General features: G+C 62.6%; 24 protein-coding genes. 22 read left to right on the forward strand and 2 right to left on the reverse strand.

All coding sequences use genetic code 11. The features are described 5' to 3' along the window. Nucleotides 1-198: 198 nt before the first annotated feature. From H1204_RS04945 to nagZ, 22 genes are all read left to right on the forward strand, one after another. Entirely contained in the window at nt 199-837 is a 639-nt protein-coding gene (locus H1204_RS04945; protein WP_180730160.1) for a DUF177 domain-containing protein, read from the forward strand. 113 nt (nt 838-950) lie between these two features. Further along, nucleotides 951-1,130: a 50S ribosomal protein L32 gene (rpmF, locus tag H1204_RS04950; protein WP_007741736.1), complete on the forward strand. Its 180-nt coding sequence runs from the start codon at nt 951-953 to the stop codon at nt 1,128-1,130. A gap of 136 nt (nt 1,131-1,266) precedes the next feature. Continuing rightward, nucleotides 1,267-2,397, forward strand: a complete 1,131-nt coding sequence (plsX, locus tag H1204_RS04955) for a phosphate acyltransferase PlsX (protein WP_180730162.1) — start codon at nt 1,267-1,269, stop codon at nt 2,395-2,397. Continuing rightward, nucleotides 2,397-3,386 carry a beta-ketoacyl-ACP synthase III gene (locus H1204_RS04960; RefSeq protein ID WP_180730163.1) on the forward strand — a complete coding sequence of 330 codons (990 nt, stop codon included), beginning with the start codon at nt 2,397-2,399 and terminating at the stop codon, nt 3,384-3,386. The genes plsX and H1204_RS04960 overlap by 1 nt, the downstream gene beginning before the upstream one ends. 95 nt (nt 3,387-3,481) lie before the next feature. Continuing rightward, on the forward strand, nt 3,482-4,414 hold the full coding sequence (gene fabD / locus H1204_RS04965) for an ACP S-malonyltransferase (RefSeq protein ID WP_180730165.1): 933 nt from the start codon (nt 3,482-3,484) through the stop codon (nt 4,412-4,414). Between the two features lie 66 nt (nt 4,415-4,480). After that, nucleotides 4,481-5,230 (forward strand): 3-oxoacyl-ACP reductase FabG, encoded by a 750-nt coding sequence (gene fabG / locus H1204_RS04970; RefSeq protein WP_180730166.1) that lies wholly within the window; start codon nt 4,481-4,483, stop codon nt 5,228-5,230. Nucleotides 5,231-5,379: 149 nt separating this feature from the next. Then, nucleotides 5,380-5,619, forward strand: coding sequence for an acyl carrier protein (gene acpP, locus H1204_RS04975; RefSeq protein WP_004197638.1), 240 nt, complete (start codon nt 5,380-5,382; stop codon nt 5,617-5,619). A 355-nt stretch (nt 5,620-5,974) separates the two neighbouring features. Next, on the forward strand, nt 5,975-7,213 hold the full coding sequence (gene fabF, locus H1204_RS04980; RefSeq protein ID WP_180730168.1) for a beta-ketoacyl-ACP synthase II: 1,239 nt from the start codon (nt 5,975-5,977) through the stop codon (nt 7,211-7,213). Between the two features lie 16 nt (nt 7,214-7,229). Continuing rightward, a complete protein-coding gene (locus H1204_RS04985) occupies nt 7,230-7,703 on the forward strand; it encodes a protein YgfX (protein ID WP_346015738.1) in 474 nt (157 codons plus the stop codon). 132 nt (nt 7,704-7,835) lie between these two features. Next, entirely contained in the window at nt 7,836-8,435 is a 600-nt protein-coding gene (gene rpoE / locus H1204_RS04990) for an RNA polymerase sigma factor RpoE (protein ID WP_180730169.1), read from the forward strand. A 100-nt stretch (nt 8,436-8,535) separates the two neighbouring features. Then, complete coding sequence (locus H1204_RS04995; protein WP_180730170.1) at nt 8,536-9,177, forward strand: sigma-E factor negative regulatory protein; 642 nt, start codon at nt 8,536-8,538, stop codon at nt 9,175-9,177. 4 nt (nt 9,178-9,181) lie between these two features. Continuing rightward, the gene (locus H1204_RS05000) at nt 9,182-10,222 is read left to right on the forward strand and encodes a MucB/RseB C-terminal domain-containing protein (protein WP_180730171.1); all 1,041 of its coding nucleotides are present in this window, start codon (nt 9,182-9,184) and stop codon (nt 10,220-10,222) included. 19 nt (nt 10,223-10,241) lie between these two features. Beyond that, nucleotides 10,242-11,753 (forward strand): DegQ family serine endoprotease, encoded by a 1,512-nt coding sequence (locus H1204_RS05005; RefSeq protein ID WP_180730172.1) that lies wholly within the window; start codon nt 10,242-10,244, stop codon nt 11,751-11,753. Between the two features lie 5 nt (nt 11,754-11,758). After that, nucleotides 11,759-12,028, forward strand: coding sequence for a glutaredoxin family protein (locus H1204_RS05010; RefSeq protein WP_180730173.1), 270 nt, complete (start codon nt 11,759-11,761; stop codon nt 12,026-12,028). 186 nt (nt 12,029-12,214) lie between these two features. Then, nucleotides 12,215-14,008: a translation elongation factor 4 gene (lepA, locus tag H1204_RS05015; RefSeq protein ID WP_180730174.1), complete on the forward strand. Its 1,794-nt coding sequence runs from the start codon at nt 12,215-12,217 to the stop codon at nt 14,006-14,008. A 19-nt stretch (nt 14,009-14,027) separates the two neighbouring features. Further along, nucleotides 14,028-14,921, forward strand: a complete 894-nt coding sequence (gene lepB, locus H1204_RS05020) for a signal peptidase I (RefSeq protein ID WP_180730175.1) — start codon at nt 14,028-14,030, stop codon at nt 14,919-14,921. Between the two features lie 184 nt (nt 14,922-15,105). Further along, on the forward strand, nt 15,106-16,386 hold the full coding sequence (rnc, locus tag H1204_RS05025) for a ribonuclease III (protein ID WP_180730868.1): 1,281 nt from the start codon (nt 15,106-15,108) through the stop codon (nt 16,384-16,386). 64 nt (nt 16,387-16,450) lie between these two features. Next, the gene (gene era, locus H1204_RS05030; protein WP_180730177.1) at nt 16,451-17,350 is read left to right on the forward strand and encodes a GTPase Era; all 900 of its coding nucleotides are present in this window, start codon (nt 16,451-16,453) and stop codon (nt 17,348-17,350) included. Continuing rightward, entirely contained in the window at nt 17,337-18,341 is a 1,005-nt protein-coding gene (gene recO, locus H1204_RS05035; protein WP_180730178.1) for a DNA repair protein RecO, read from the forward strand. Before era ends, recO begins: the two co-directional genes overlap by 14 nt. After that, nucleotides 18,338-19,102, forward strand: a complete 765-nt coding sequence (pdxJ, locus tag H1204_RS05040) for a pyridoxine 5'-phosphate synthase (protein ID WP_042306898.1) — start codon at nt 18,338-18,340, stop codon at nt 19,100-19,102. Before recO ends, pdxJ begins: the two co-directional genes overlap by 4 nt. 42 nt (nt 19,103-19,144) lie before the next feature. Beyond that, nucleotides 19,145-19,552: a holo-ACP synthase gene (acpS, locus tag H1204_RS05045; RefSeq protein ID WP_079500000.1), complete on the forward strand. Its 408-nt coding sequence runs from the start codon at nt 19,145-19,147 to the stop codon at nt 19,550-19,552. Between the two features lie 57 nt (nt 19,553-19,609). Next, nucleotides 19,610-20,641 carry a beta-N-acetylhexosaminidase gene (gene nagZ / locus H1204_RS05050; protein ID WP_180730179.1) on the forward strand — a complete coding sequence of 344 codons (1,032 nt, stop codon included), beginning with the start codon at nt 19,610-19,612 and terminating at the stop codon, nt 20,639-20,641. Nucleotides 20,642-20,715: 74 nt separating this feature from the next. Here nagZ and H1204_RS05055 read toward each other — a convergent pair whose 3' ends face one another. Beyond that, a complete protein-coding gene (locus tag H1204_RS05055; RefSeq protein WP_180730180.1) occupies nt 20,716-22,098 on the reverse strand; it encodes a sigma-54 dependent transcriptional regulator in 1,383 nt (460 codons plus the stop codon). 139 nt (nt 22,099-22,237) lie between these two features. Further along, nucleotides 22,238-22,444 carry a CsbD family protein gene (locus tag H1204_RS05060; protein WP_180730182.1) on the reverse strand — a complete coding sequence of 69 codons (207 nt, stop codon included), beginning with the start codon at nt 22,442-22,444 and terminating at the stop codon, nt 22,238-22,240. Nucleotides 22,445-22,479 lie beyond the last annotated feature (35 nt).

Here is a 22,479-nt window from a genome sequence, read left to right on the forward strand (position 1 = left end):
GAAAGCGCTCGCGCGTGTGGCCTTAAGTGTTTGACTCGAAAAGACAAAACGGATATGATTTTGGGCTTTTCATCGGTATGCTTTGCCGAATGGCGCACCAGATGGGCGTCCTGGTGATATCCGGACCGTCTTTCGGTGCCACCAAAACGACGCATAACGACTTACCCGGCTGAAATCCTTGCCGACGCAGGAGCGCACATGACTCAACATCCTGGCAAACCTGCTGGTCTCGTCGACCCGCGTGCACTCGACCTGTTCGAATTTGCCCGCAGTGGACGTCAGGCCGCGGGTACCGTGCGCGTCTCGCAACTGCCGCGCATGTTAAACGAAGTCCCGCAGGAAGCGCCAGACCGCGACACCGCGTTCACCTGGCAAGCCGAAGGGGTGACGCAGCCGGAATTGCAGGACGACGGCACCGAGGGTCCGCAGCCGTATCTGAGGCTCGCGATTCACGGCGCCGCATGGCTCGAATGTCAGCGTTGCCTGTCGCCGTACGAGCAGGCATTCAACGTCGATGCGACTTACCGGATCGTCAATACCGAAGAGGAAGCTGAAGAGTTTCCTCTGGACGAGGATGAAGTCGATGTGATCGTTGGGTCACGCCAGTTCGATCTTGTCGACTTGATCGAAGAGGAATTGCTGCTTTCGTTGCCGCTCGTGCCGAAGCACGATGCCTGTCCCGAAGTGCACGAGAGTCTCACCTCGGGTGCTAGCGGGCTGGAAGGCGACGAGGCCGTCGAGGGTGAAGCTGAAGAGGGTGAAGAACCCAAGCGGCCGAATCCTTTTGCGGCGCTCGAAAGCCTGAAGTCGGGCGAATCCGGCGACAAGAAGCACTGAACAGTTGCATGGGAGCGCGACAGGGCGCGCCGGGCACGATGGTTTAGCCACGTGGCCTATGGCGGTTGCCGTGCCGGGCTGTGTTAGAATTCGGAAAATTTTCAGGAGTTATCATGGCAGTTCAACAAAACAAGAAGTCGCCGTCGAAGCGCGGCATGCACCGCTCGCACGATTTCCTCAACGCAGCGCCGCTGGCTGTTGAGCCGAGCACGGGTGAAGTGCATCTGCGTCACCACGTCAGCCCGAACGGCTACTATCGCGGCAAGAAAGTCGTCAAGACGAAGAACGACTAATCGCCCAGCATCGCGCTCCTTTGGGTCTGACCCATTGGTATTTCGCGTGGCGATCGGCTCGCTTGACATTTTCCCGGTTCATCAAAAGGGCGGCATTCAACTGCCGCTTTTTTGTGCCTGAAATTCGTCGCATTCCATGACTGTAAAGCTCACGATAGATTGCATGGGAGGCGACCACGGCCCGTCCGTGACCGTTCCTGCTGCCGTCAACTTCGTTCGCTCGCACCCCGATGCGCACCTGATGCTCGTCGGCATCGAAAGCGCGATTCGTGCTCAGCTGAAGAAGCTGAAGGCGTCCGACAATCCGGCCCTCACGGTCGTACCCGCGTCCGAGATCGTCGCCATGGACGATCCCGTCGAAGTCGCGCTTCGCAAGAAGAAAGACTCGTCGATGCGCGTGGCGCTCAACCGCGTCAAGGACGACGAGGCGCAGGCCTGCGTCTCCGCCGGCAACACCGGCGCGCTGATGGCCGTTTCCCGCTATGTCCTTAAAACGCTCCCGGGCATCGAACGTCCGGCGATCGCGTTTGCCCTGCCCAATCCCACCGGCTACACGACGATGCTCGACCTCGGCGCGAACGTCGATTGCGAGCCGCAGCATCTGCTGCAATTCGCGGAGATGGGGCACGCGCTGGTTTCTGCCGTCGAAGGCAAGGAACGTCCGAGCATCGGGCTCCTGAATATCGGCGAAGAGGTCATCAAGGGCAACGACACCATCAAACGTGCGGGCGAACTGCTGCGTGCCAGCACGCTCAATTTCCGCGGCAACGTGGAAGGCAATGATATCTACAAAGGCACCGTCGACGTGATCGTCTGCGATGGCTTCGTCGGTAACGTTGCGCTGAAGACGTCGGAAGGGCTTGCGCAGATGCTGTCCGACATCATCAAGGAAGAATTCGGCCGTTCGTGGCTGACCAAGGTGATGGCGGTGCTGGCGCTGCCCGTGCTGCTACGTTTCAAGAAACGCGTCGATCACAGGCAATACAACGGCGCTGCGCTGCTCGGCCTGCGCGGGCTCGTGATCAAGAGCCACGGCTCGGCCGACGCCTACGCGTTTGAGTGGGCCATCAAACGCGGGTATGATGCCGTCAAAAATGGCGTTCTCGAACGCCTTGCCCGCGCGATGGAGGAGAACGCGGGTTCTCTCGAACAGGCGAAGCACGAGGCCGGCGGCGCGGGTTCCGCGAGCCAGATGGCGAGCCCGATCACGGGTCCGGTGTCCGGACAGCCGGCCGAGCCCTACAGCGCACAATCCTCGAAGACATAATGGCTCAATCCACTACCTATTCCCGCGTGCTGGGCACGGGCAGCTATCTGCCGCCCAACCGCGTTTCCAATCAGGAACTGGCTGATCGCCTCGCGAAGCAGGGCGTCGAAACGAGTGACGAATGGATCGTGGCCCGTACGGGCATCCACGCGCGTCACTTCGCCGAACCTGATGTCACGACCAGCGACCTCGCGCTGTTCGCGTCGCAACGCGCGATCGAAGCGGCCGACGTCGACCCGCAATCCATCGACCTCATCATCGTCGCCACGTCGACGCCGGACTTCGTGTTTCCGAGCACGGCTTGTCTGCTGCAGAACAAGCTGGGCATCAAGAATCATGGCGCAGCCTTCGACGTGCAGGCCGTGTGCTCAGGTTTTGCCTATGCCGTTGCGACGGCTGACAGTTTCATCCGAAGCGGGCAACATCGTACTGCGTTGGTGGTCGGTGCTGAAACGTTCTCACGCATCCTCGATTTCAACGACCGCACCACCTGCGTGCTGTTCGGCGACGGCGCGGGCGCAGTCGTGCTGCAGGCGTCGGACGAGCCGGGCGTGCTGTCGAACGCGCTGCACGCTGACGGCAGTCATTCGAACATCCTTTGCACGCCGGGCAATGTGAACGGCGGCATCGTGCAAGGCAGTGCGTTCCTGCACATGGACGGTCAGGCGGTCTTCAAGCTTGCCGTCAACGTGCTCGAGAAAGTCGCGGTCGAAGCGCTGCAGAAGGCTGATCTCCAGCCCGAGCAGGTGGACTGGCTGATTCCGCACCAGGCCAATATCCGCATCATGCAGAGCACGTGCCGCAAGCTCGGCCTGCCGCAGGAGCGGATGGTCGTCACCGTGCACGAGCACGGCAATACGTCGGCAGCGTCGATTCCGCTCGCGCTCGACGTCGCCGTTCGCGACGGACGCATCCAGCGCGGCCATAACGTGCTGATCGAAGGCGTCGGCGGCGGCTTTACATGGGGCGCGTCGGTCATCCGTTTCTGACGACCGCGCGCGGCGGCGCCTGGAGCGCCGCTTCAAGTGGCAGCGCACGTCGTGTGCGCGTCACGCACATTTGAACTCATCGAATTGGGGACGATATGAAATTTGCGTTCGTTTTTCCGGGGCAGGGCTCGCAGTCGGTCGGCATGCTCAACGCGTTCGCCGACAATGCGATCGTGCGCGAAACCCTCCAGGAAGCGTCCGACGCGCTCGACCAGGACCTCGGCAAGCTGATCGCCGAAGGCCCGGCGGAAGACCTGAACCTCACCACCAACACCCAACCCGTCATGCTGACGGCTGCTTACGCGATCTTTCGCGCATGGCAGGCGGCAGGCGGTCCTGCGCCTACAATCGTGGCCGGCCACAGCCTTGGCGAATACACGGCGCTCGTCGCCGCTGGCGCGCTGAAGTTCCGCGACGCCGTGCCGCTCGTGCGTTTCCGCGCGCAGGCGATGCAGAACGCGGTGCCCGTCGGTCAGGGCGGCATGGCCGCGATTCTCGGTCTCGACGATGACACCGTGCGCGAAGTGTGCAAAGAAGCATCGGTGGCGGGTGTCGTCGAAGCCGTCAACTTCAATGCGCCCGCGCAGGTCGTGATCGCCGGTCACAAGGCGGCCGTTGAGAAGGCGTGCGAAGTAGCCAAGGCGAAGGGCGCCAAACGCGCGCTGCCGCTGCCCGTATCCGCGCCGTTTCACTCGTCGCTGCTCAAGCCGGCGTCGGACCAGCTGCGCGAGTATCTGGCGAGCGTCGACGTGCAGGTGCCGTCCATTCCCGTCGTCAATAACGTCGATGTGGCCATCGTCAACGAGCCGGCTGGCATCAAGGATGCGCTGGTGCGTCAGGCGGCCGGCGCGGTGCGCTGGGTCGAATGCGTGCAGTCGATCGGCAAGCACGGCGTCACGCACGTGATCGAATGTGGTCCGGGCAAGGTGCTCGCGGGGTTGACCAAGCGTATCGACGGCAATCTGGTCGGCGCGTCGATTGTCGATCCGGCTTCGCTCGACGAAGTGCTAAAAGTCGTCTCGGCCTGAACGTCTGGTTGAAGGCAGCAAAGAATCGAACAGCCCAGCATGTGCGGGGCACTGTGGAAAGCAACGATGGAAAAGACTCTCGATAGACAGATTGCGATCGTGACGGGCGCTTCGCGTGGCATCGGCCGCGCAATCGCGATCGAACTCGCGCGTCAGGGCGCGACGGTGATCGGCACGGCAACGAGCGAAAGCGGCGCGAACGCAATTACGGAGGCGTTCAAGGCCGAGGGCCTGAATGGCCGAGGCGCCGTGCTCAACGTCAACGACGCAGCTGCGGCCGAAGCACTGATCGACGGCACGGTGAAGGAATTCGGCGTGCTCAATGTGCTGGTGAACAACGCGGGCATCACGCAAGACCAACTCGCGATGCGCATGAAGGACGACGACTGGGACGCCGTCATCGACACGAACCTGAAGTCCGTGTTCCGTCTGTCGCGCGCAGTGCTGCGCCCGATGATGAAAGCGCGCGGCGGCCGAATCATCAACATCACGTCGGTGGTCGGTTCTGCGGGCAATCCTGGGCAGGCGAACTACGCTGCAGCGAAGGCGGGCGTGGCGGGCATGACGCGCGCGCTCGCCCGTGAAATTGGCAGCCGCGGCATCACGGTGAACTGCGTCGCGCCGGGTTTCATCGACACCGACATGACGAAGACGCTGCCCGAAGAACAGCAAACCGCGCTGAAGGCGCAGATTCCGCTCGGCCGTCTCGGCAGCCCGGAAGATATCGCACACGCCGTGACGTTCCTCGCATCGCCGCAGGCCGGTTATATCACCGGCACGACGTTGCACGTGAACGGCGGCATGTATATGTCGTAATCGAATTCGGTTACTATCCGCGCCTTGAAGCCATTCGAAGTGCGGATTTAAACGGCTCTACAGCAACCTTGTGCGTCGCTTTTTTACAGATGCAAACCTGATAAAATGCGCGCACCTGTATTTATGAACTTTTTTCCCTTGGAGGGGTAATGGACAATATCGAACAGCGCGTCAAGAAGATCGTTGCAGAACAACTCGGTGTTGCCGAAGCGGAAATCAAGAACGAAGCATCGTTCGTGAACGACCTCGGCGCTGACTCGCTCGACACGGTCGAGCTGGTGATGGCTCTCGAAGACGAATTCGGCATGGAAATTCCGGATGAAGAAGCCGAGAAGATCACGACGGTTCAGCAAGCGATCGACTACGCTCGCGCTAACGTCAAGGCCTAAGGTCATTCGCGCCTGGCTGGTTGCTTCGGTTGCTGCGAAAAACGCGGCTTCCGTCCTCCCGGCAGCCTTGTCGTGCCGTCCGTCGGTGCAACGAGGGCAGGCGTCAATGCCAATGCGCATGCGCGCAAGCCTGACGGCGTCGTTCAAGGCGCACTGGCCGATGCAGCAAAGGTCGGCTCTTTCGCCATTGCGCTTACTGGTGCATGTTCTGGCGTCACCGCCAGTGCACCGGTCAGCGTATTCGTCAGCGCCCTGGTCAGCGCGATCGTCAGGTTAAACAGCCACAGGGCTCACAGGGCACTTTCCTGTGCGCTACTGTGGCTTTTGTTTTGTCATCTATGGAAAAGGGGTTACCGTGAGCCGTCGTCGTGTTGTTGTTACAGGCCTGGGGCTTATTTCGCCTGTTGGCAATAATGTTGCCGACGGCTGGGCCAATCTGGTCGCCGGCAAGTCCGGCATCGCCAACGTCACGAAGTTCGACGCGTCGAACTTCTCCACGCGTTTTGCCGGCGAGGTGAAGGGCTTCAATATCGAAGACTACATCCCCGCCAAGGAAGCGCGCCACATGGATACGTTCATCCATTACGGCGTGGCTGCAGGCTTCCAGGCAATGCAGGACAGCGGCCTCGAAATCACCGAAGCGAACGCGGAGCGTGTCGGCGTGGTGGTCGGTTCGGGCATCGGCGGCCTGCCGATGATCGAAGTCACGCAAACGGAACTGCTGAACCGCGGCCCGCGCCGTATTTCGCCGTTCTTCGTGCCCGCGTCGATCATCAACATGATCTCCGGCCATCTGTCGATCAAATTCGGCCTCAAGGGCCCGAACCTGTCGATGGTGACGGCTTGCACGACCGGTCTGCACTGCATCGGCGAGGCCTCGCGCCTGATCGAATACGGCGACGCCGACGTGATGATCGCGGGCGGCGCGGAATCGACCGTTTCGCCGCTGGGTATCGGCGGCTTTGCGGCGGCGCGCGCGTTGTCGCAGCGTAACGATGATCCGGCGACGGCGAGCCGTCCGTGGGACAAGGATCGCGACGGTTTCGTGCTCGGCGAAGGTGCGGGCGTGATGGTGCTCGAAGAGTACGAACATGCGAAGGCGCGCGGCGCGAAGATCTACGCGGAAGTCAGCGGCTACGGCATGAGCGGTGACGCGTACCACATGACGGCCCCGCTGGAAGATGGCGACGGCGCGCGCCGCTGCATGCTCGCGGCGATGAAAAACGCGGGCGTTAACCCTGACTCGGTGAACTACCTGAACGCGCACGGCACATCGACGCCGCTTGGCGATCTGGCTGAAACCACGGGCATCAAGCGCGCATTCGGCGATCACTCGAAGAAGATCGTCGTGAACTCGACAAAGTCGATGACGGGTCACCTGTTGGGTGGCGCGGGCGGCCTGGAGTCGGTGTTCACGGTGCTGGCCGTGCATCATCAGGTGTCGCCACCGACCATCAACATCTTCAACCAGGACCCGGAATGCGATCTCGACTACTGCGCGAACACCGCGCGGGAGATGAAGATCGATGTCGCGCTGAAGAACTCGTTCGGGTTCGGCGGCACGAACGGCACGCTGGTTTTCAAGCGCGCCTAAGCGCTTGACGTCGGCATTGTCGTTTCCGGCTGGGCCGGCACACGCTTCCGATACCGCACTGAACGGCGGACCCTCGCGGCGCATTGCGCTGCGGCGGTCCGCCGCGTTGTATCTGGCGACGTCACTTTTCATCGCTTTTGCCGTGGCGGCTGTCTGCATGACGATTGCGCCTCGCTTCGGCGTGACCTGGACGGTTGTGGATGCCGCGGCCGTGTTCGCGATTCTGGCGGCGTCGGCGGCCCGTCATGCGCGCAATCAACCGGGTGCCCTTAAAATCGGGCCGGAAGGATTATCTGTCTGGAACCGGGCGGGAATATTGCGCGCTCAGGGCCGTATCGTTGGATGCAGCCAGTTGAGCGACAGCCTGCTGATGCTGTGGCTCGAGGAAGATGGCGGCAAGCTGCATCGGCTTCTCATCGCGGCGGACATGGCCGGACGCGACGCTTTTCGAGAGCTCGCGGTGCTGGCGAGACACAGCGCGTACGTCTGAGCGGGCCTCGCGGCGCGGCCGGGCACCTCGGCTGTAAAGACTGTAACGGCTGTTACGGGCGTAACGTGCCGCGGTGGAGGGGACGCTACAATGGTGCCCCGCTACACGCGCAAAAGTTAACGGATTTATCAGGTGAGCGAAAAAGAAATAGATCAGGTGCTGGTTGAGCGCGTCCAGAATGGCGACAAGGCCGCGTTCGAGCTGCTGGTCGCCAAGTACCACCGCAAGATCCTCCGCCTGATCTCGCGCCTCGTGCGGGATCCCGCCGAGGTCGAGGATGTGGCCCAGGATGCCTTCATCAAGGCATACCGGGCGCTGCCCCAATTCCGCGGCGAGTCCGCGTTCTATACGTGGTTGTACCGGATTGCCGTCAACACGGCCAAGAATTACCTTGCGACCCAGGGCCGGCGAGCGCCCACTTCGACGGAAGCAGATGCAGAAGAAGCTGAAACTTTCTCGGATGCCGACCAACTAAGGGATATCAACACGCCCGAGTCGATGTTGATGAGCAAACAGATCGCTGAGACTGTCAATGCTGCGATGGCGGTTTTACCGGAAGAACTGCGCACCGCCATAACTCTTCGTGAAATTGAAGGTCTGAGCTACGAGGAAATCGCTGAAATGATGGGTTGCCCGATCGGCACCGTCAGATCAAGAATTTTCCGCGCTCGCGAGGCCATTGCGGCAAAATTGCGTCCGCTGCTTGACACACCCGAAGGCAAGCGCTGGTAGCAGCTGTTCGACACAGCAGCCAGCCGGTCCTCGCGGACAGCGGCGCAGTCTCTGGGTCAAGTGGTGTCACTACGGGGTGTCTGTAAAGATGGGGAGCATCATGGGGTCGGTTTCGATGCCAATGCAATCGAATGCACAAGCGAACTCGCAAGGCGAGCGTCTGTCTGCTTTTGTCGACGGCGAACTGCTCGACGGCGAGCATCCAAACACAGTTCTGGCCGCGCTGGGTCGTGAAGAGTGCGCGACATGGTCGTGCTATCACCTGATCGGTGACGCCCTGCGTTCCGACGACCTGGCCGTCAGCCCGGCAACGAGCAGCGCGTTTCTGAACGGTTTCGCGGCCCGCTTCGAGAGCGAGGTGCATGTGCTGGCGCCGGTTTCCGTGCCGGCCACGCGCCGTCTGCTGGCGCTGCGACGCCGCGTCATTCCGGCGTTCGCAGTGGCCGCAGCCGCGGCGACGCTGACGTGGATCGTGATGCCGCAGCTTTCGGGCGTGAGCACGGTCGCGGGCGTGACGCAGGTTGCATCGGTCGCGCCGCAGGGCGATTCGGTGCAGCGCGTGGCGATGGCCTCGATGCCTGCTGCGACCACGGCTCAAGCCAATGTTTCGGACGGCAACATCATCCGTGACGCGAGTCTCGATCAATATCTGGAAGCGCATCAACAGTTCGGCCTTCAGCCCGTCGTATCGGGTTCGATGCCGTTGCTCCGCGCGGCTTCTCTGACCACGCAGGGCCATTAGTCTGATGCAGAGTCTGCGGTTGAAAAAAACGACTATCTGGGGGCGGCTGCCGGCATTTCTGTTCTGTGCAGCCGTGATGTTGTCCGCCACGTCGCGCACCTACGCGCAAACCGACGACTCTGCCACCCGGCATAGCGCGGCGGAACTGTTGAACCGCGTTCATCAGGCTGCGCAGCAGCAGAACTACGAAGGCACGTTCCTCTATCAGCGCGGCAACTTCGTACAGTCGTCACGCATTGCCCATTACGCGACGCGTAACGACGGCGAGTTCGAATCGCTCGAAAGCCTCGACGGCGCGCCGCGCAAGATTCTGCGCCACAACGACGAGCTGTACACGTTCGTGCCGGAGCGGCATCTGTGCGTCGTCGAAAAGCGTCAGAACAAGGACTCGTTCCCGGCGCTGATGTCGGCAAGCGGCGAGCAGGTCCTGTCCGTCTACGAGCCGAAGATGCTGGGCTCGGACCGCGTGGCGGGCCTCGACAGCCAGGTCATCGAACTGGACCCGAAGGACGCGAACCGCTTCGCGTACAAGCTGTGGGCCGATGCGAAAACGGGGCTGCTGCTGCGTGCACAGACGCTCGACCCGAGCGGTCAGGTCCTCGAGCAGATGTCGTTTTCGCAGATTCGTATCGGTGTGCCCGTGGACAAGGCGCCGATCGCCAGCGGCATCAAGAACACGTCGGGCTGGACGGTGGTGCGGCCGCCTGTCGAGCCCGTCGATATGGAAGCGCAGGGCTGGCAGGTCGCGTCGCCCGTCGCCGGTTTCCGCAAGATTCGTGAGTTGCGCCGGCCGATGGCGGCGCACGATCCATCCAATCCGCCCATTCCCGTCGACCAGATGGTGTTCTCCGACGGTCTCGCCGCGATCTCGATCTTCGTCGAGCCGGTCGAAAAGAGCACCCGCAAGGAAGGCGCGGGAAGCAGCGGTGCAACGCACGTGCTGGTCAAGCGGCGCGGCGATTTCTGGATCACCTTGCTCGGGGAAGTGCCTCAGACCACGTTGCAGCAATTTGCGGCTGCCATAGAATACAAGCCTTCCAGGTAATCCTTCGGTCCCCTACGACATGACGATTCTTTCGGTGCGCAAATTCTTCGCGGCCGCAGTGCTGATGGCTTGCCTGCCCCTCGTGCCGCATGCGGCGTCGGCGGCGCCTGCTGCCAATCTGCCTGATTTCACCGATCTGGTCGACAAGGTCGGGCCGGCCGTCGTCAACATTCGCACCACGGCGCGCGTGTCCAACAGCGCGCGCGGTTTGCCGCCCGGCATGGACGACGGCGACATGTCGGAGTTTTTCCGGCGCTTTTTCGGCATTCCGATGCCGAACTCCCCGCAGTCGCCGCAAACGCCGGGTACACCCAATTCCCCGCGAGGCGGCAACAACGACCAGGACCAGGCGCCCGATAGCGGCGGCAGCGATTCCGAGCAGAACAGCGGCGTTGGCTCGGGCTTCATCCTGTCGGCGGATGGCTATGTGATGACGAACGCCCACGTGATCGACGACGCGGACACGATCTACGTCACGCTCACCGACAAGCGTGAATTCAAGGCCAAGCTGATCGGCGTCGACGACCGCACGGACGTGGCGGTTGTGAAGATCAACGCGACGAACCTGCCAACCGTGACGATCGGCGACTCGAACAAGGTGCGCGTCGGCGAATGGGTCGTCGCGATCGGTTCGCCGTTCGGTCTCGAGAACACGGTGACGGCGGGTATCGTCAGCGCGAAGGGGCGCGACACGGGCGACTATCTGCCGTTCATCCAGACCGACGTCGCCGTGAACCCCGGCAACTCGGGCGGCCCGCTGATCAACATGCAGGGCGAGGTGATCGGTATCAACTCGCAGATCTACAGCCGCACGGGCGGCTTCATGGGGATATCGTTCGCGATTCCCATCGACGAAGCGATGCGCGTGGCCGACCAGCTGAAAACGTCGGGCAAGGTCACACGTGGCCGGATTGCCGTCGCGATCGGCGAAGTGACGAAGGACGTGGCCGATTCGCTCGGTCTGCCGAAAGCGCAGGGCGCGCTCGTCAGCAGCGTCGAGCCAGGCGGTCCCGCCGACAAGGCTGGCGTGCAGCCGGGCGACATCATCCTGAAGTTCAATGGCCACAATGTGGATACGGCGACCGACTTGCCGCGCATGGTCGGTGACACGAAACCGGGTACGAAGTCGACGATCACGCTGTGGCGCAAGGGCCAGACGCGCGAATTGCCCGTAACCGTGGCCGAAATGCAACCTGACAAGACGGCGAAGGTCGACCCGAAGAAGGCGCCGACACCGAAGCCGCGCGCATCGAATGCGCTGGGCGTGGCCGTCAGCGACATTCCGGCCGACCAGATGAAGACGCTCAAGCTGCGCAACGGCGTGCAGGTCGACGCCGTTGACGGTCCGGCCGCGCGTGTCGGGCTGCAGCGCGGCGACATCATTCTGCGTGTCGGCGACACGGACATCACTAGCGCGAAGCAGTTCGACGAAGTGACTGCGCATCTCGACCCGTCGAAGATGGTCGCGTTGCTGGTCCGTCGCGGCGAGAACACGCAGTTCGTGCCCATTCGCCCGCGCGCGCAGAAGTAAGCGACGTGGTCGACGCGGTGGCATTGCTCACGCTCTACGGCCGCGCGTGGTGCCACCTCTGCGACGACATGCGTGCCGCGCTCGCGCCTTTGCTGGACGAGTTCGGCGCGCAACTCGAAGTGATCGACATCGATGCCGATCCTTCGCTCGAAGCGCGTTACAACGATTGGGTTCCCGTGCTGGTTCATGAGGGCGTCGAGCTGTGTCATTACCATCTCGACGAAGCGCGGGTCCGTGCGGCGTTGGCGGGGCATCACGCAACGCGGCCGCGTTGAACACAGCGGATGCGCTAACGAATCTGCAGGGCGAAAGCGGGCGGCCAGATAGCACGAATAACGCCCGCTACCCGTAAGTCCCGCCCGTCGACCCCCTTTTCGGCTAAAATAGATAGGTTTTTCACTTACTTACAAGGCGTGCTCCGCTATCGTCAGAGCGCGCCTTTTTCGCTTGATCGGCACTGAATGGATCATATTCGTAACTTTTCGATCATTGCGCACATCGACCATGGCAAGTCGACGCTCGCCGATCGCATCATCCAGCTTTGCGGCGGTCTGTCGGACCGCGAGATGGAATCGCAGGTCCTCGACTCGATGGATCTCGAACGCGAGCGTGGCATCACCATCAAGGCACAAACGGCCGCGCTGTCTTACCGCGCGCGCGACGGCAAGCTGTACAACCTGAACATGATCGACACGCCCGGGCACGTCGACTTCTCGTACGAGGTCAGCCGCTCGCTCTCCGCGTGTGAAGGCGCGCTGCTGGTCGTCGACGCGAGTCAGGGCGTCGAGGCGCAAACGGTCGCCAACTGCTACACGGCCATCGAACTTGGCGTCGAAGTGGTGCCCGTGCTCAACAAGATCGACCTGCCGGCCGCAAACCCCGAAAACGCAATCACCGAGATCGAAGACGTGATCGGCATCGACGCCACCGATGCCACGCATTGCAGCGCGAAGACGGGCTTGGGCGTCCAGGATGTGCTCGAAGCGCTGATCGCGAAAGTGCCGCCGCCGAAGGGCAGCCCGGACGAGCCGCTGCAGGCGCTGATCATCGACTCGTGGTTCGATAACTACGTCGGCGTCGTGATGCTGGTGCGTATCGTCAACGGTACGCTGCGTCCGAAAGACAAGATCCGCATGATGGCGACGGGCGCCGAATATCCCGTCGAGCACGTCGGCGTGTTCACGCCGAAATCGAAGAATCTGGAAGAACTGTCGGCAGGGCAGGTGGGCTTCATCATCGCCGGCATCAAGGAACTGACGGCGGCGAAGGTCGGCGACACCGTCACCATCGTCAAGCGTCCCGCGGCTGAACCGCTGCCCGGATTCAAGGAAGTGAAGCCGCAGGTGTTCGCCGGTCTCTATCCCGTTGAAGCGAACCAGTACGACGCGCTGCGCGAATCGCTGGAAAAGCTCAAGCTCAACGACGCATCGCTGATGTACGAGCCGGAAGTGTCTCAGGCGCTCGGCTTTGGTTTCCGTTGCGGCTTCCTTGGTCTGTTGCATATGGAGATCGTCCAGGAACGGCTCGAGCGCGAGTTCGACATGGACCTGATCACCACCGCGCCGACCGTGGTGTATGAAGTCGTGCAGCGCGACGGCACGATCTTGACGGTCGAGAATCCGGCGAAGATGCCGGACCCGTCGAAGATCGAAGAAGTGCGCGAGCCGATCGTCACCGTGAACCTGTACATGCCGCAAGACTATGTCGGCTCGGTGATTACGCTGTGCACGCAAAAGCGCGGTTCACAGATCAACATGCAGTACCACGGACGCCAGGTGCAGTTGACGTACGAAATCCCGATGGGCGAAATCGTGCTCGACTTCTTTGACCGGCTGAAGTCGGTGTCGCGCGGTTATGCGTCGATGGACTACGAGTTCAAGGAATATCGCGCGTCGGACGTCGTGAAGGTCGACATGCTGATCAACGGCGACAAGGTCGACGCGTTGTCGGTGATCGTTCACCGTTCGCAGAGCCAATATCGCGGCCGCGAAGTCGCTGCGAAGATGCGCGAAATCATTCCGCGTCAGATGTATGACGTCGCCATTCAGGCAACCATCGGTGCGCACATCATTGCGCGCGAGAACATCAAAGCACTTCGTAAGAACGTTCTGGCAAAGTGCTACGGCGGCGACATTACGCGTAAGAAGAAGCTGTTGGAAAAGCAGAAGGAAGGTAAGAAGCGGATGAAGCAGGTCGGCTCCGTCGAGATTCCGCAAGAGGCTTTCCTCGCTATTCTGCGCGTCGAAGACAAATAAGACTAAGAACTGGAACCCTATGAATTTTGCGCTGATTCTTTTTGTGCTCGTGATCTTTACGGGCGTGGCATGGGTCGCGGACAAACTGGTTTTCCTGCCAAAACGGCGCCGCGCGGCGGAAGCCGCCGTCGCCGAGTTCGACAATCAGCAGGCACGCGTCGGCGAACGTTTCGCCGATGAGAATGCGCCCTCCACACGCGCGCGCCTGCGTGAGGAAAAGCTGCGCCAGCCGTGGTGGCTCGAATACACGGCGAGTTTTTTCCCGGTGATTCTCGTCGTGTTCGTCGTGCGTTCGTTCGTCGTCGAGCCGTTCAAGATTCCGTCGGGTTCGATGGTGCCGACGCTGCTCGTCGGCGACTTCATCCTCGTCAACAAGTTCGATTACGGCATCCGTCTGCCCATCACGAATACGAAGGTCACGGAAGGCCGTCCGCTGCAGCGTGGCGATGTCGTCGTGTTCCGCTACCCGAAAGACGAATCGGTTGACTACATCAAGCGCGTGATCGGCCTGCCTGGCGACGTCGTCTCGTACGAGGACAAGCAGCTCACAATCAATGGCAAGCCGGTGCCCGAGACGGCGCTGCCCGATTACTTCGATGAAGAGCGTATCGGCTACGCGAAGCAGTTCGAAGAAGACCTCGACGGGCGCAAGAACCGCATTCTCAATAATCCGGCCGTGCCGCCGTTCATCGTCGGCGCGGAAGACTTCCCTTATCGAGATAACTGCAAGTACGACGCACGCGGCGTCACATGCAAGGTGCCGCCGGGCAACTACTTCATGATGGGCGACAACCGCGACAACAGTGCGGACAGCCGCTATTGGGGCTTCGCGCCGGACAAGAACATCGTCGGTCGCGCGTTCTTCATCTGGATGAACTTCAGCAATTTGAAACGCATCGGCGGCTTCCATTGATCGCCACTCGCGCATCGCAAGACGATGCGCACTGAACCCGCGCAACACGTCGCGCATCGAGCGCGACGTGTTATCACGCTACTTTAACAACGCGCGGTAACGTCGCTACAACACGCTTTTTCGGCGCCGGGGCTGCGGGGCTCACTCTCTCCGCCCCGTGATGCGCCCGCGTTATACTCTGCACATGCCCCTATCTCCGTTGGAAAGCCGTTTGCGCTACGAATTTCGCAATGCGGAATTGTTGCGCCAGGCTTTAACTCACCGCAGTCACAGTGCCACGCATAACGAGCGGCTGGAATTTCTCGGCGACTCCGTTCTGAATTGCGCGGTGGCTGCGCTTTTGTTCCAACGTTTCGGGAAACTGGACGAGGGTGATCTATCCCGCGTTCGCGCCAATCTGGTCAAGCAACAGTCGTTGTACGAGATTGCTCAGGCCCTGAATATTTCCGAAAGCTTGCGGCTCGGTGAAGGCGAATTGCGCAGCGGCGGTTTCCGCCGCCCGTCCATTCTCGCGGACACGCTGGAAGCCATTCTGGGCGCGATCTTTCTCGACAGCGGGTTCGAGGCGGCGCAGACGGTCATCAAGCGCCTGTACGTGCCGATTCTCGATCACATCGACCCGCGTACCCTTGGCAAGGATGCCAAGACCTTGCTGCAAGAGTATCTGCAGGGCCACAAGATTCCGCTGCCTACCTACACTGTCGTCGCCACGCATGGTGCGGCGCACAATCAGCAGTTCGAAGTCGAGTGCACCGTGCCGAAGCTGGACGTGAAGGTCTCCGGTTCGGGCGCGAGTCGCCGTGCGGCCGAGCAGGCCGCGGCAAAGAAGGCGCTCGACGAGGTGATGGCGGCGGCGCCCGCCATGGTGGCCAAGCCGAAGCGCTCGAAGAGCGCGCGCGCGGCCAAGCAGGCCGAGACCGAAATCGTGCCGGGCGTGACGGGTGTTCAGGCGGCGCTCGATCTGCGCGCGCCCGATACGCGGAGGTCTGATCGAGCGTCACGCGCCGTGGAGGCGAAGCCGGTCACACCCGAGGTACCGTCGGCAGGGCAGGCGGCTGCGGCGGCGCCGCTCGCGGTCATACGCGCGGCGCATGTCGAGTACAGCCAGGAATCCGCTGGCGGCGACAAGACCGAGCGCGCCACGCGCTCGGCAGACAAACCGGAAACCGTACTGAAACTGGCCGAGCGTCCCGCGGAACGCCTGAATCAGGACAAGCCCGACACGCCGGCGCGCGCAGCGGAAAAGACGCCTGAGAAGCCTGTCGAAAAATCGGCTGACAAGGCGTCGGACAAACCTGCCGATAAATCTGCGGAAAAACCCGCCGAAAAACCCGACACCAACACTCGCGGCACGGACAAAACCGCGTCGCGCGCCCGCGAGGCCGCTCCCGGCGCAAGCGCGGGCGATCTCGAACCCGGCGTCGCCGGCGCGGTGCACACCCGCGTGGCCGATGCCGGTCATTGAACGCTATACGCCGTGGCCGCGCTCGACCTGACGCGCGTCCACACGAACCTGCCGTAGTACGAATATGAACGCTCCCACTCCCACTGGTTTTCGCTGCGGCATGGTCGCAATCGTCGGCCGCCCGAACGTCGGCAAGTCGACGCTGATGAACGCGCTGGTTGGCCAGAAAGTCAGCATCACGTCGCGCAAGGCGCAGACCACCCGCCACCGCATCACGGGCATCAATACGATCGACGACGCGCAGTACATTTTCGTCGACACGCCTGGCTTTCAGACGCGTCACAGCACCGCGCTGAACCGTTCGCTGAATCGCGCGGTCACGTCGACGCTGTCGTCTGTCGACGCCGTGCTGTTCGTGATCGAAGCCGGCCGCTTCGGTCCCGACGACCAGAAGGTGCTCGACCTGATCCCGAAATCCGCGCCGACGCTGCTCATCGCGAACAAGCTCGACCGCGTGAGCGACAAGGACTCGCTGTTTCCGTTCATGCAGCAGATGAGCGCGCTGCGCGAGTTCAGGGAAATCGTGCCGCTGTCGGCCAAGAATCCTGACGACATCAAGCGCCTGCTGGCGACCGTCAAGCCGTATCTGCCCGAGGGCCAGCCGATCTACGGCGAAGACGATCTGACCGATCGCAGCGAGCGCTTCCTCGCCGCCGAAATTCTGCGCGAGAAAGTGTTCCGCTGGACGGGCGACGAACTGCCGTACACGAGCACGGTGCTGATCGACAAGTTCGAGACGGAAGGGCGCCTGCGTCGCATTTTCGCGACGATCCTCGTCGAGCGCGATATGCACAAGGCGATGATCATCGGCCAGAAGGGTGCGAAGCTGAAGCAGATCAGCACGGAAGCGCGCCTCGACATGGAGAAGCTGTTCGACGGCCCCGTGTATCTGGAGACGTTCATCAAGGTGAAGAGTGGCTGGGCCGACAATGAAGCCGGACTCCGCGCCTATGGTTACGAATGACGGCGCACCGGACACCCAATCTGACGCGTGGATGACGCCGCCGAACGAAACACACCCTGACGCCGATCCCGACGACGCCTCCGCTCACGACGAGCAGCCGGCTTCGTTCGCGCCGCCGCCGCGCGCCAAGCCGGCGCGTCCCGCACGTTCGACGAAACGCAGCGCATCGCGCCAGGACGCCGATGACTTCGGCGAAGGCGGCGATCACGCCGAAGCCGCGCTGCGCAAGACATCAGGGCGTCGTTCGACGTCGCGCGTGCAGCGTGCGCCAGCTTCCGACTTCCGTATCTCCGAGCAACCCGCGTTCGTGCTGCATAGCTATCCGTATCGCGAGACGAGCCTGATCGTCGACGTGCTGTCGCGCGATCACGGCCGCATTGCGCTCGTCGCGAAGGGCGCGAAGCGTCCGCATTCCGCGCTGCGCGGCGTACTGCAAACTTTCCAGCCCTTGTCGCTTTCATGGTCCGGCAAGTCCGAGATGCGCACGCTGACGGGCGCCGAGTGGGTTGGCGGCATGTTGCCGCTCGGTGGCGACGCGCTGTTGTGCGGCTTTTACGTGAACGAATTGCTCGTCAAGTTTCTCGCGCGCGAAGATCCGCATCCCCAACTGTTCCATCACTACGTCGTCACGCTGACGCGCCTCGCGCACGACGAGCCGCCCGTGCAGGTGCTGCGTTCGTTCGAGCGCGTGTTGCTGCGCGAAACCGGCTACGCGATGTCGCTCAATCGCACAGTGGCGCGCAAGGCCGTGGTGCCTGACGGCCGCTACGTGTTCGATCCCGAGCGCGGCCTGCGCGAAGCATCGGACGAGTATCCTTCGAACTGGCCTGTGATCAGCGGACAGACCTTGCTCGACATGGAGCAGGACGATTACCATCGAGCGCAGACCGTCGCGCAAAGCAAGACGCTGATGCGCTTTTTGCTCAACACCTATCTGGGGGGCACGCCGCTCGCGACCCGCCAGATCCTGATCGACCTGCAGAATCTATGAGCTTCTTTCTGACTTCTCCGACTGTGATCGACCTCGGCGTGAACATCGATCACGTCGCCACGCTGCGCAATGTGCGCGGCACGTCCTATCCCGATCCGATCCGCGCCGCGTTGCAGGCTGAAGAGGCGGGCGCCGATGCGATCACGCTGCATCTGCGCGAAGACCGCCGTCATATCGTCGATGCCGACGTGCGCGCGCTGCGCTCGCAACTGAAGACGCGCATGAACCTCGAATGCGCGGTGACGCAGGAGATGCTCGACATTGCATGCGAAGTGCAGCCGCACGACGTGTGTCTCGTGCCGGAAAAGCGTCAGGAACTGACGACGGAGGGCGGCCTCGACGTCGTCGGGCACTTCGAGGCCGTGCGTGCCGCTTGCAAGCAACTTGCTGACGCCGGCTCGCGCGTGTCGCTCTTCATCGATGCCGATGAAACGCAGATTCGCGCCGCGCACGAAGCGGGCGCGCCCGTGATCGAACTGCACACGGGCGCTTATGCGGAAGTGCACGACGCGAGCGAACAGCAGCGCGAGTACGAGCGCATCGTGCGCGGCGTCGAGTTCGGCGCGTCGCTGGGGCTGAAGGTCAACGCGGGTCATGGCCTGCATTACACGAACGTCCAGCAGATTGCGGCGATCGAAGGCATCGTCGAACTGAACATCGGCCACGCGATCGTCGCGCATGCGATCTTCGCGGGCTGGGACAACGCCGTGCGCGAAATGAAGGCGATCATGGTCGCCGCGCGTCTCGCAGCGCGTGCCTAACCAGACACGGCAACACGGATAACGGATAGCGACGGTACACGTATGGCGATCTACGGCATTGGCACCGACGTCGTTCAGGTAAGCCGCGTCGCGGCGGTCATGGAGCGCACCAACGGACGCTTCGCCGAGAAAGTGCTCGGCCCCGATGAGCTGCGCATCTATCACGCGCGTAATGCGCGTTCGCAGGTGCGCGGCCTCGCGTTTCTCGCGACCCGTTTCTCCGTCAAGGAAGCGTTCTCTAAAGCGATCGGACTCGGCATGCGCTGGCCGATGACGTGGCGCGCGTTGCAGACGCTGAACGAACCGAGCGGCCGTCCGATGTGCGTCGCGTCGGGCGAACTCGCCGACTGGCTGGCCGAGCGCGGTATCACGTCGAAAGTGACTTTGTCCGATGAGCGTGATTACGCGGTGTCGTTCGTGATTGCCGAGACGGCTGACCCTTCTGCCTGATTCTTTCGACGCGGCGCAAACACTGCGCCGCGTTCTTCCCTCTCTTTCACAAATCCGATGAAACTGACTCCTGGCCCGGTGATGCTCGACGTCGTCGGCAAGACATTGAACGCCGACGACGAGCGCCGCCTCGCCCATCCGATGACAGGCGGCGTGATCCTGTTCGCGCGCCACTTCGAGAGCCGCGCGCAACTCGTCGCGCTGACGAATGCGATCCGCGACATACGCGACGATCTGCTGATCGCCGTCGATCACGAAGGCGGCCGCGTGCAGCGCTTTCGCACTGACGGCTTCACGGTGCTGCCCGCGATGGGCAAGCTCGGCGCGTTGTGGGACGACGACGTGCTGCGCGCGACCAAGGTGACGACGGCTGTCGGCTACGTGCTTGCGTCCGAGCTGCGCGCGTGCGGTATCGATATGAGCTTCACGCCCGTGCTCGATCTGAACTACGGCCACTCGCAAGTGATCGGAGACCGCGCGTTCCATCGCGATCCGCGCGTCGTGACGATGCTCGCGAAGAGCCTCAATCATGGTCTCGCGCTTGCGGGCATGGCGAACTGCGGCAAGCATTTTCCGGGACACGGCTTCGCTTCGGCGGATTCGCACGTCGCCGTGCCCGTCGACGAGCGCACCCTCGACGAGATTCTCAGCGAAGACGTCACGCCCTATGACTGGCTCGGCTTGTCGCTCGCGTCGGTGCTGCCGGGGCATGTGATTTACCCGAAGGTCGACAGCAAGCCGGCGGGATTCTCGCGCGTGTGGATTCAGGACATTCTGCGCACGAAGCTCGGCTTCGAAGGCGCGATTTTCAGCGACGATCTGTCGATGGAGGCGGCGCGCCAGGGCGGCACGCTGACGCAAGCCGCGACGGCCGCGCTCGAAGCGGGTGTCGATATGGTGCTGATCTGCAATCAGCCCGACGAGGCGGGCAAGGTGCTCGACGCGCTGCGCTTCATGCCGTCGGAGGAATCGAGGCAGCGTCTCGAACGGATGCGGCCGCGTGGCGACGCGCTGTCGTGGGCACAACTGATGGACGAGCCGCAGTATCAGCAAGCACAGTCGTTGTTGCGCGAGGCGTTCGCGGGCTGATCTTCGCTTCGCGGTCGAAAAAAAAGGACGGGTTCCAAGCGGAACCCGTCCTTTTAGCTTTGTGACGCGGGACTTCAGTTCAGGCGCATGCGCTGCAGCTTGTTATACAGCGTCTTAGGACTGATGCCGAGTAGCGACGCCGCGCGATGCCGCGTGCCGCCAACCGCATCGAGCGTCGCGCGAATCAGCATTTCCTCGACGTCGGCGAGCGGCGTGCCGACGGTGACCTGCACGCGGCCACCGTTCAGATCGCGTCCGCCTGCGCCGTTGCCTTCGTCGGCACGCAGCGTCTCCAGCACATCGCCGGATGCGTGATACGCGCGCCGCACGCGATCCTGCAACTCCCGCACGTTACCCGGCCATTCATACGCAAGACATTCGCGGACGAAATTCGGCCCGACCAGCTTGGTCGCATCCGCGACGCCGCGCGCGTTGGCTTCGTCGTTCAGTTCATCGACGAGCGCCTGCGCGAAGAGAGCGGGGTCTTCGCCGCGCTCGCGCAGCGGCGGCAGCGACAGCGCGGCCGCTTCGAGACGCAAGCCGAGATCCTGATGCAGCGTGCCTTCGGCAACGGCCGAGCGCGGCACCTTGCGCGTCGACGCGATCAGCCGGAAGTCGGTCGCCACCTGATTCGTGCCGCCGACGCGCATGAACGTCTGCGAATCCAGCGCGCTCAGCAACGCTTCCTGCTGCGCGCGCGGCAGCATCGTGATCTCGTCGATGAAGAGCGTGCCGCCGCTCGCCTGCTCGAAGAGACCGGGCTCACGTTGCTCCGCGCCGCCGAACGCGCCGCGTTCGTGGCCGAACAGCAGGCTGTCGAGCGGCCGCCCGCCCGCGACGGCTTGCGCCGAGCGGCAGTCGAGCACGACGAACGGGCCTTTGCGGCGCCGGCTCATTTCGTGCAACGTGCGCGCGGCGACTTCCTTGCCGGTGCCCGCTTCGCCCGAAATCAGCACGGCCGTTTCTGTCGGTGCGACGTGCTCGATCGAATCGTAGACATGCTGGATCGCGCCGCTGCGACCGATCATCGGCCCAAAGCGGCCCATGCGGCGCAGCTTGGCGCGCAGCGTCTGCACTTCCTCGGTGAGTTCGTAGGGACGCGGAATGCGCGCCAGCAGGCTGCGCAGGCGTGGAATGTTGACGGGCTTGAGCAGGTAGTCCCAGATGCCATGGCGCAAGCCTTCAATCGCGCTTTCGACTGTCGCATTGCCCGTCATCACGATCACGGGCAATGCGCCGCCGGGCGGCTGCGCGGGTAGATGCTGGAGCAGGTCGAGGCCACCGCCATCGGGCAGATTCAGGTCGACCAGCACGACGTCGGGGATGAAGCGTGTCAGGGCTGCGCGTGCTTCGGAGAGCGTGATCGCGGTGTCGACGGAGAAGCCGTCGGCCGCGAGAATCGCGGACAGGCCTGACAGGCTATTAGGATCGTCTTCGACAATCAGGGCATGTGGCATAACGAGCGCAACTGTTCAGATTGACGGATGCCCGACGCACGCGGCTCGCCGTAGGCGGCGCCGCACGCACGGACGCTTGATGAGTGAGCTTGAGCGGCCAATGCTTCCGATAGGCGTGGTGGGCTGGACGCGATCCCGATCAGAAGGGCCGGTTGCTGTCGAAAAAACGGCGCACTTCGAACTCCGCTTCGTCGCGGGTCTTGCCATAGCGCTCCTGGATCAGACCCGCCAGCTTGTCGGCGCGACCTTCCGCCTTGGTCAGTTCGTCGTCCGTGAGTTCGCCCCACGCGGTTTTCGCCTTGCCGATCATCTGTTTCCACTTGCCTTCAGCGATATCGTTGTTCATGACACACCTCCCGTGTTTTCCGAATGAACGAAAGC

Origin of the sequence: Paraburkholderia sp. PGU19 (assembly GCF_013426915.1) — a bacterium.
Classification (GTDB): Bacteria; Pseudomonadota; Gammaproteobacteria; order Burkholderiales; family Burkholderiaceae; genus Paraburkholderia.

Excerpts from the sequence above, each read along its gene's own strand:
- H1204_RS04945 (WP_180730160.1), top strand. The coding sequence starts at position 199 with ATGACTCAACATCCTGGCAAACCTGCTGGTCTCGTCGACCCGCGTGCA.
- plsX (WP_180730162.1), top strand. The coding sequence starts at position 1,267 with ATGACTGTAAAGCTCACGATAGATTGCATGGGAGGCGACCACGGCCCG.
- rpmF (WP_007741736.1), top strand. The coding sequence starts at position 951 with ATGGCAGTTCAACAAAACAAGAAGTCGCCGTCGAAGCGCGGCATGCAC.
- H1204_RS05060 (WP_180730182.1), bottom strand. The coding sequence starts at position 22,444 with ATGAACAACGATATCGCTGAAGGCAAGTGGAAACAGATGATCGGCAAG.
- lepB (WP_180730175.1), top strand. The coding sequence starts at position 14,028 with ATGAATTTTGCGCTGATTCTTTTTGTGCTCGTGATCTTTACGGGCGTG.
- H1204_RS05005 (WP_180730172.1), top strand. The coding sequence starts at position 10,242 with ATGACGATTCTTTCGGTGCGCAAATTCTTCGCGGCCGCAGTGCTGATG.
- H1204_RS04960 (WP_180730163.1), top strand. The coding sequence starts at position 2,397 with ATGGCTCAATCCACTACCTATTCCCGCGTGCTGGGCACGGGCAGCTAT.
- pdxJ (WP_042306898.1), top strand. The coding sequence starts at position 18,338 with ATGAGCTTCTTTCTGACTTCTCCGACTGTGATCGACCTCGGCGTGAAC.
- acpP (WP_004197638.1), top strand. The coding sequence starts at position 5,380 with ATGGACAATATCGAACAGCGCGTCAAGAAGATCGTTGCAGAACAACTC.
- H1204_RS05055 (WP_180730180.1), bottom strand. The coding sequence starts at position 22,098 with ATGCCACATGCCCTGATTGTCGAAGACGATCCTAATAGCCTGTCAGGC.
- H1204_RS05000 (WP_180730171.1), top strand. The coding sequence starts at position 9,182 with ATGCAGAGTCTGCGGTTGAAAAAAACGACTATCTGGGGGCGGCTGCCG.
- recO (WP_180730178.1), top strand. The coding sequence starts at position 17,337 with ATGGTTACGAATGACGGCGCACCGGACACCCAATCTGACGCGTGGATG.
- era (WP_180730177.1), top strand. The coding sequence starts at position 16,451 with ATGAACGCTCCCACTCCCACTGGTTTTCGCTGCGGCATGGTCGCAATC.
- lepA (WP_180730174.1), top strand. The coding sequence starts at position 12,215 with ATGGATCATATTCGTAACTTTTCGATCATTGCGCACATCGACCATGGC.
- acpS (WP_079500000.1), top strand. The coding sequence starts at position 19,145 with ATGGCGATCTACGGCATTGGCACCGACGTCGTTCAGGTAAGCCGCGTC.
- nagZ (WP_180730179.1), top strand. The coding sequence starts at position 19,610 with ATGAAACTGACTCCTGGCCCGGTGATGCTCGACGTCGTCGGCAAGACA.
- rnc (WP_180730868.1), top strand. The coding sequence starts at position 15,106 with ATGCCCCTATCTCCGTTGGAAAGCCGTTTGCGCTACGAATTTCGCAAT.
- fabD (WP_180730165.1), top strand. The coding sequence starts at position 3,482 with ATGAAATTTGCGTTCGTTTTTCCGGGGCAGGGCTCGCAGTCGGTCGGC.
- fabG (WP_180730166.1), top strand. The coding sequence starts at position 4,481 with ATGGAAAAGACTCTCGATAGACAGATTGCGATCGTGACGGGCGCTTCG.
- H1204_RS04995 (WP_180730170.1), top strand. The coding sequence starts at position 8,536 with ATGGGGTCGGTTTCGATGCCAATGCAATCGAATGCACAAGCGAACTCG.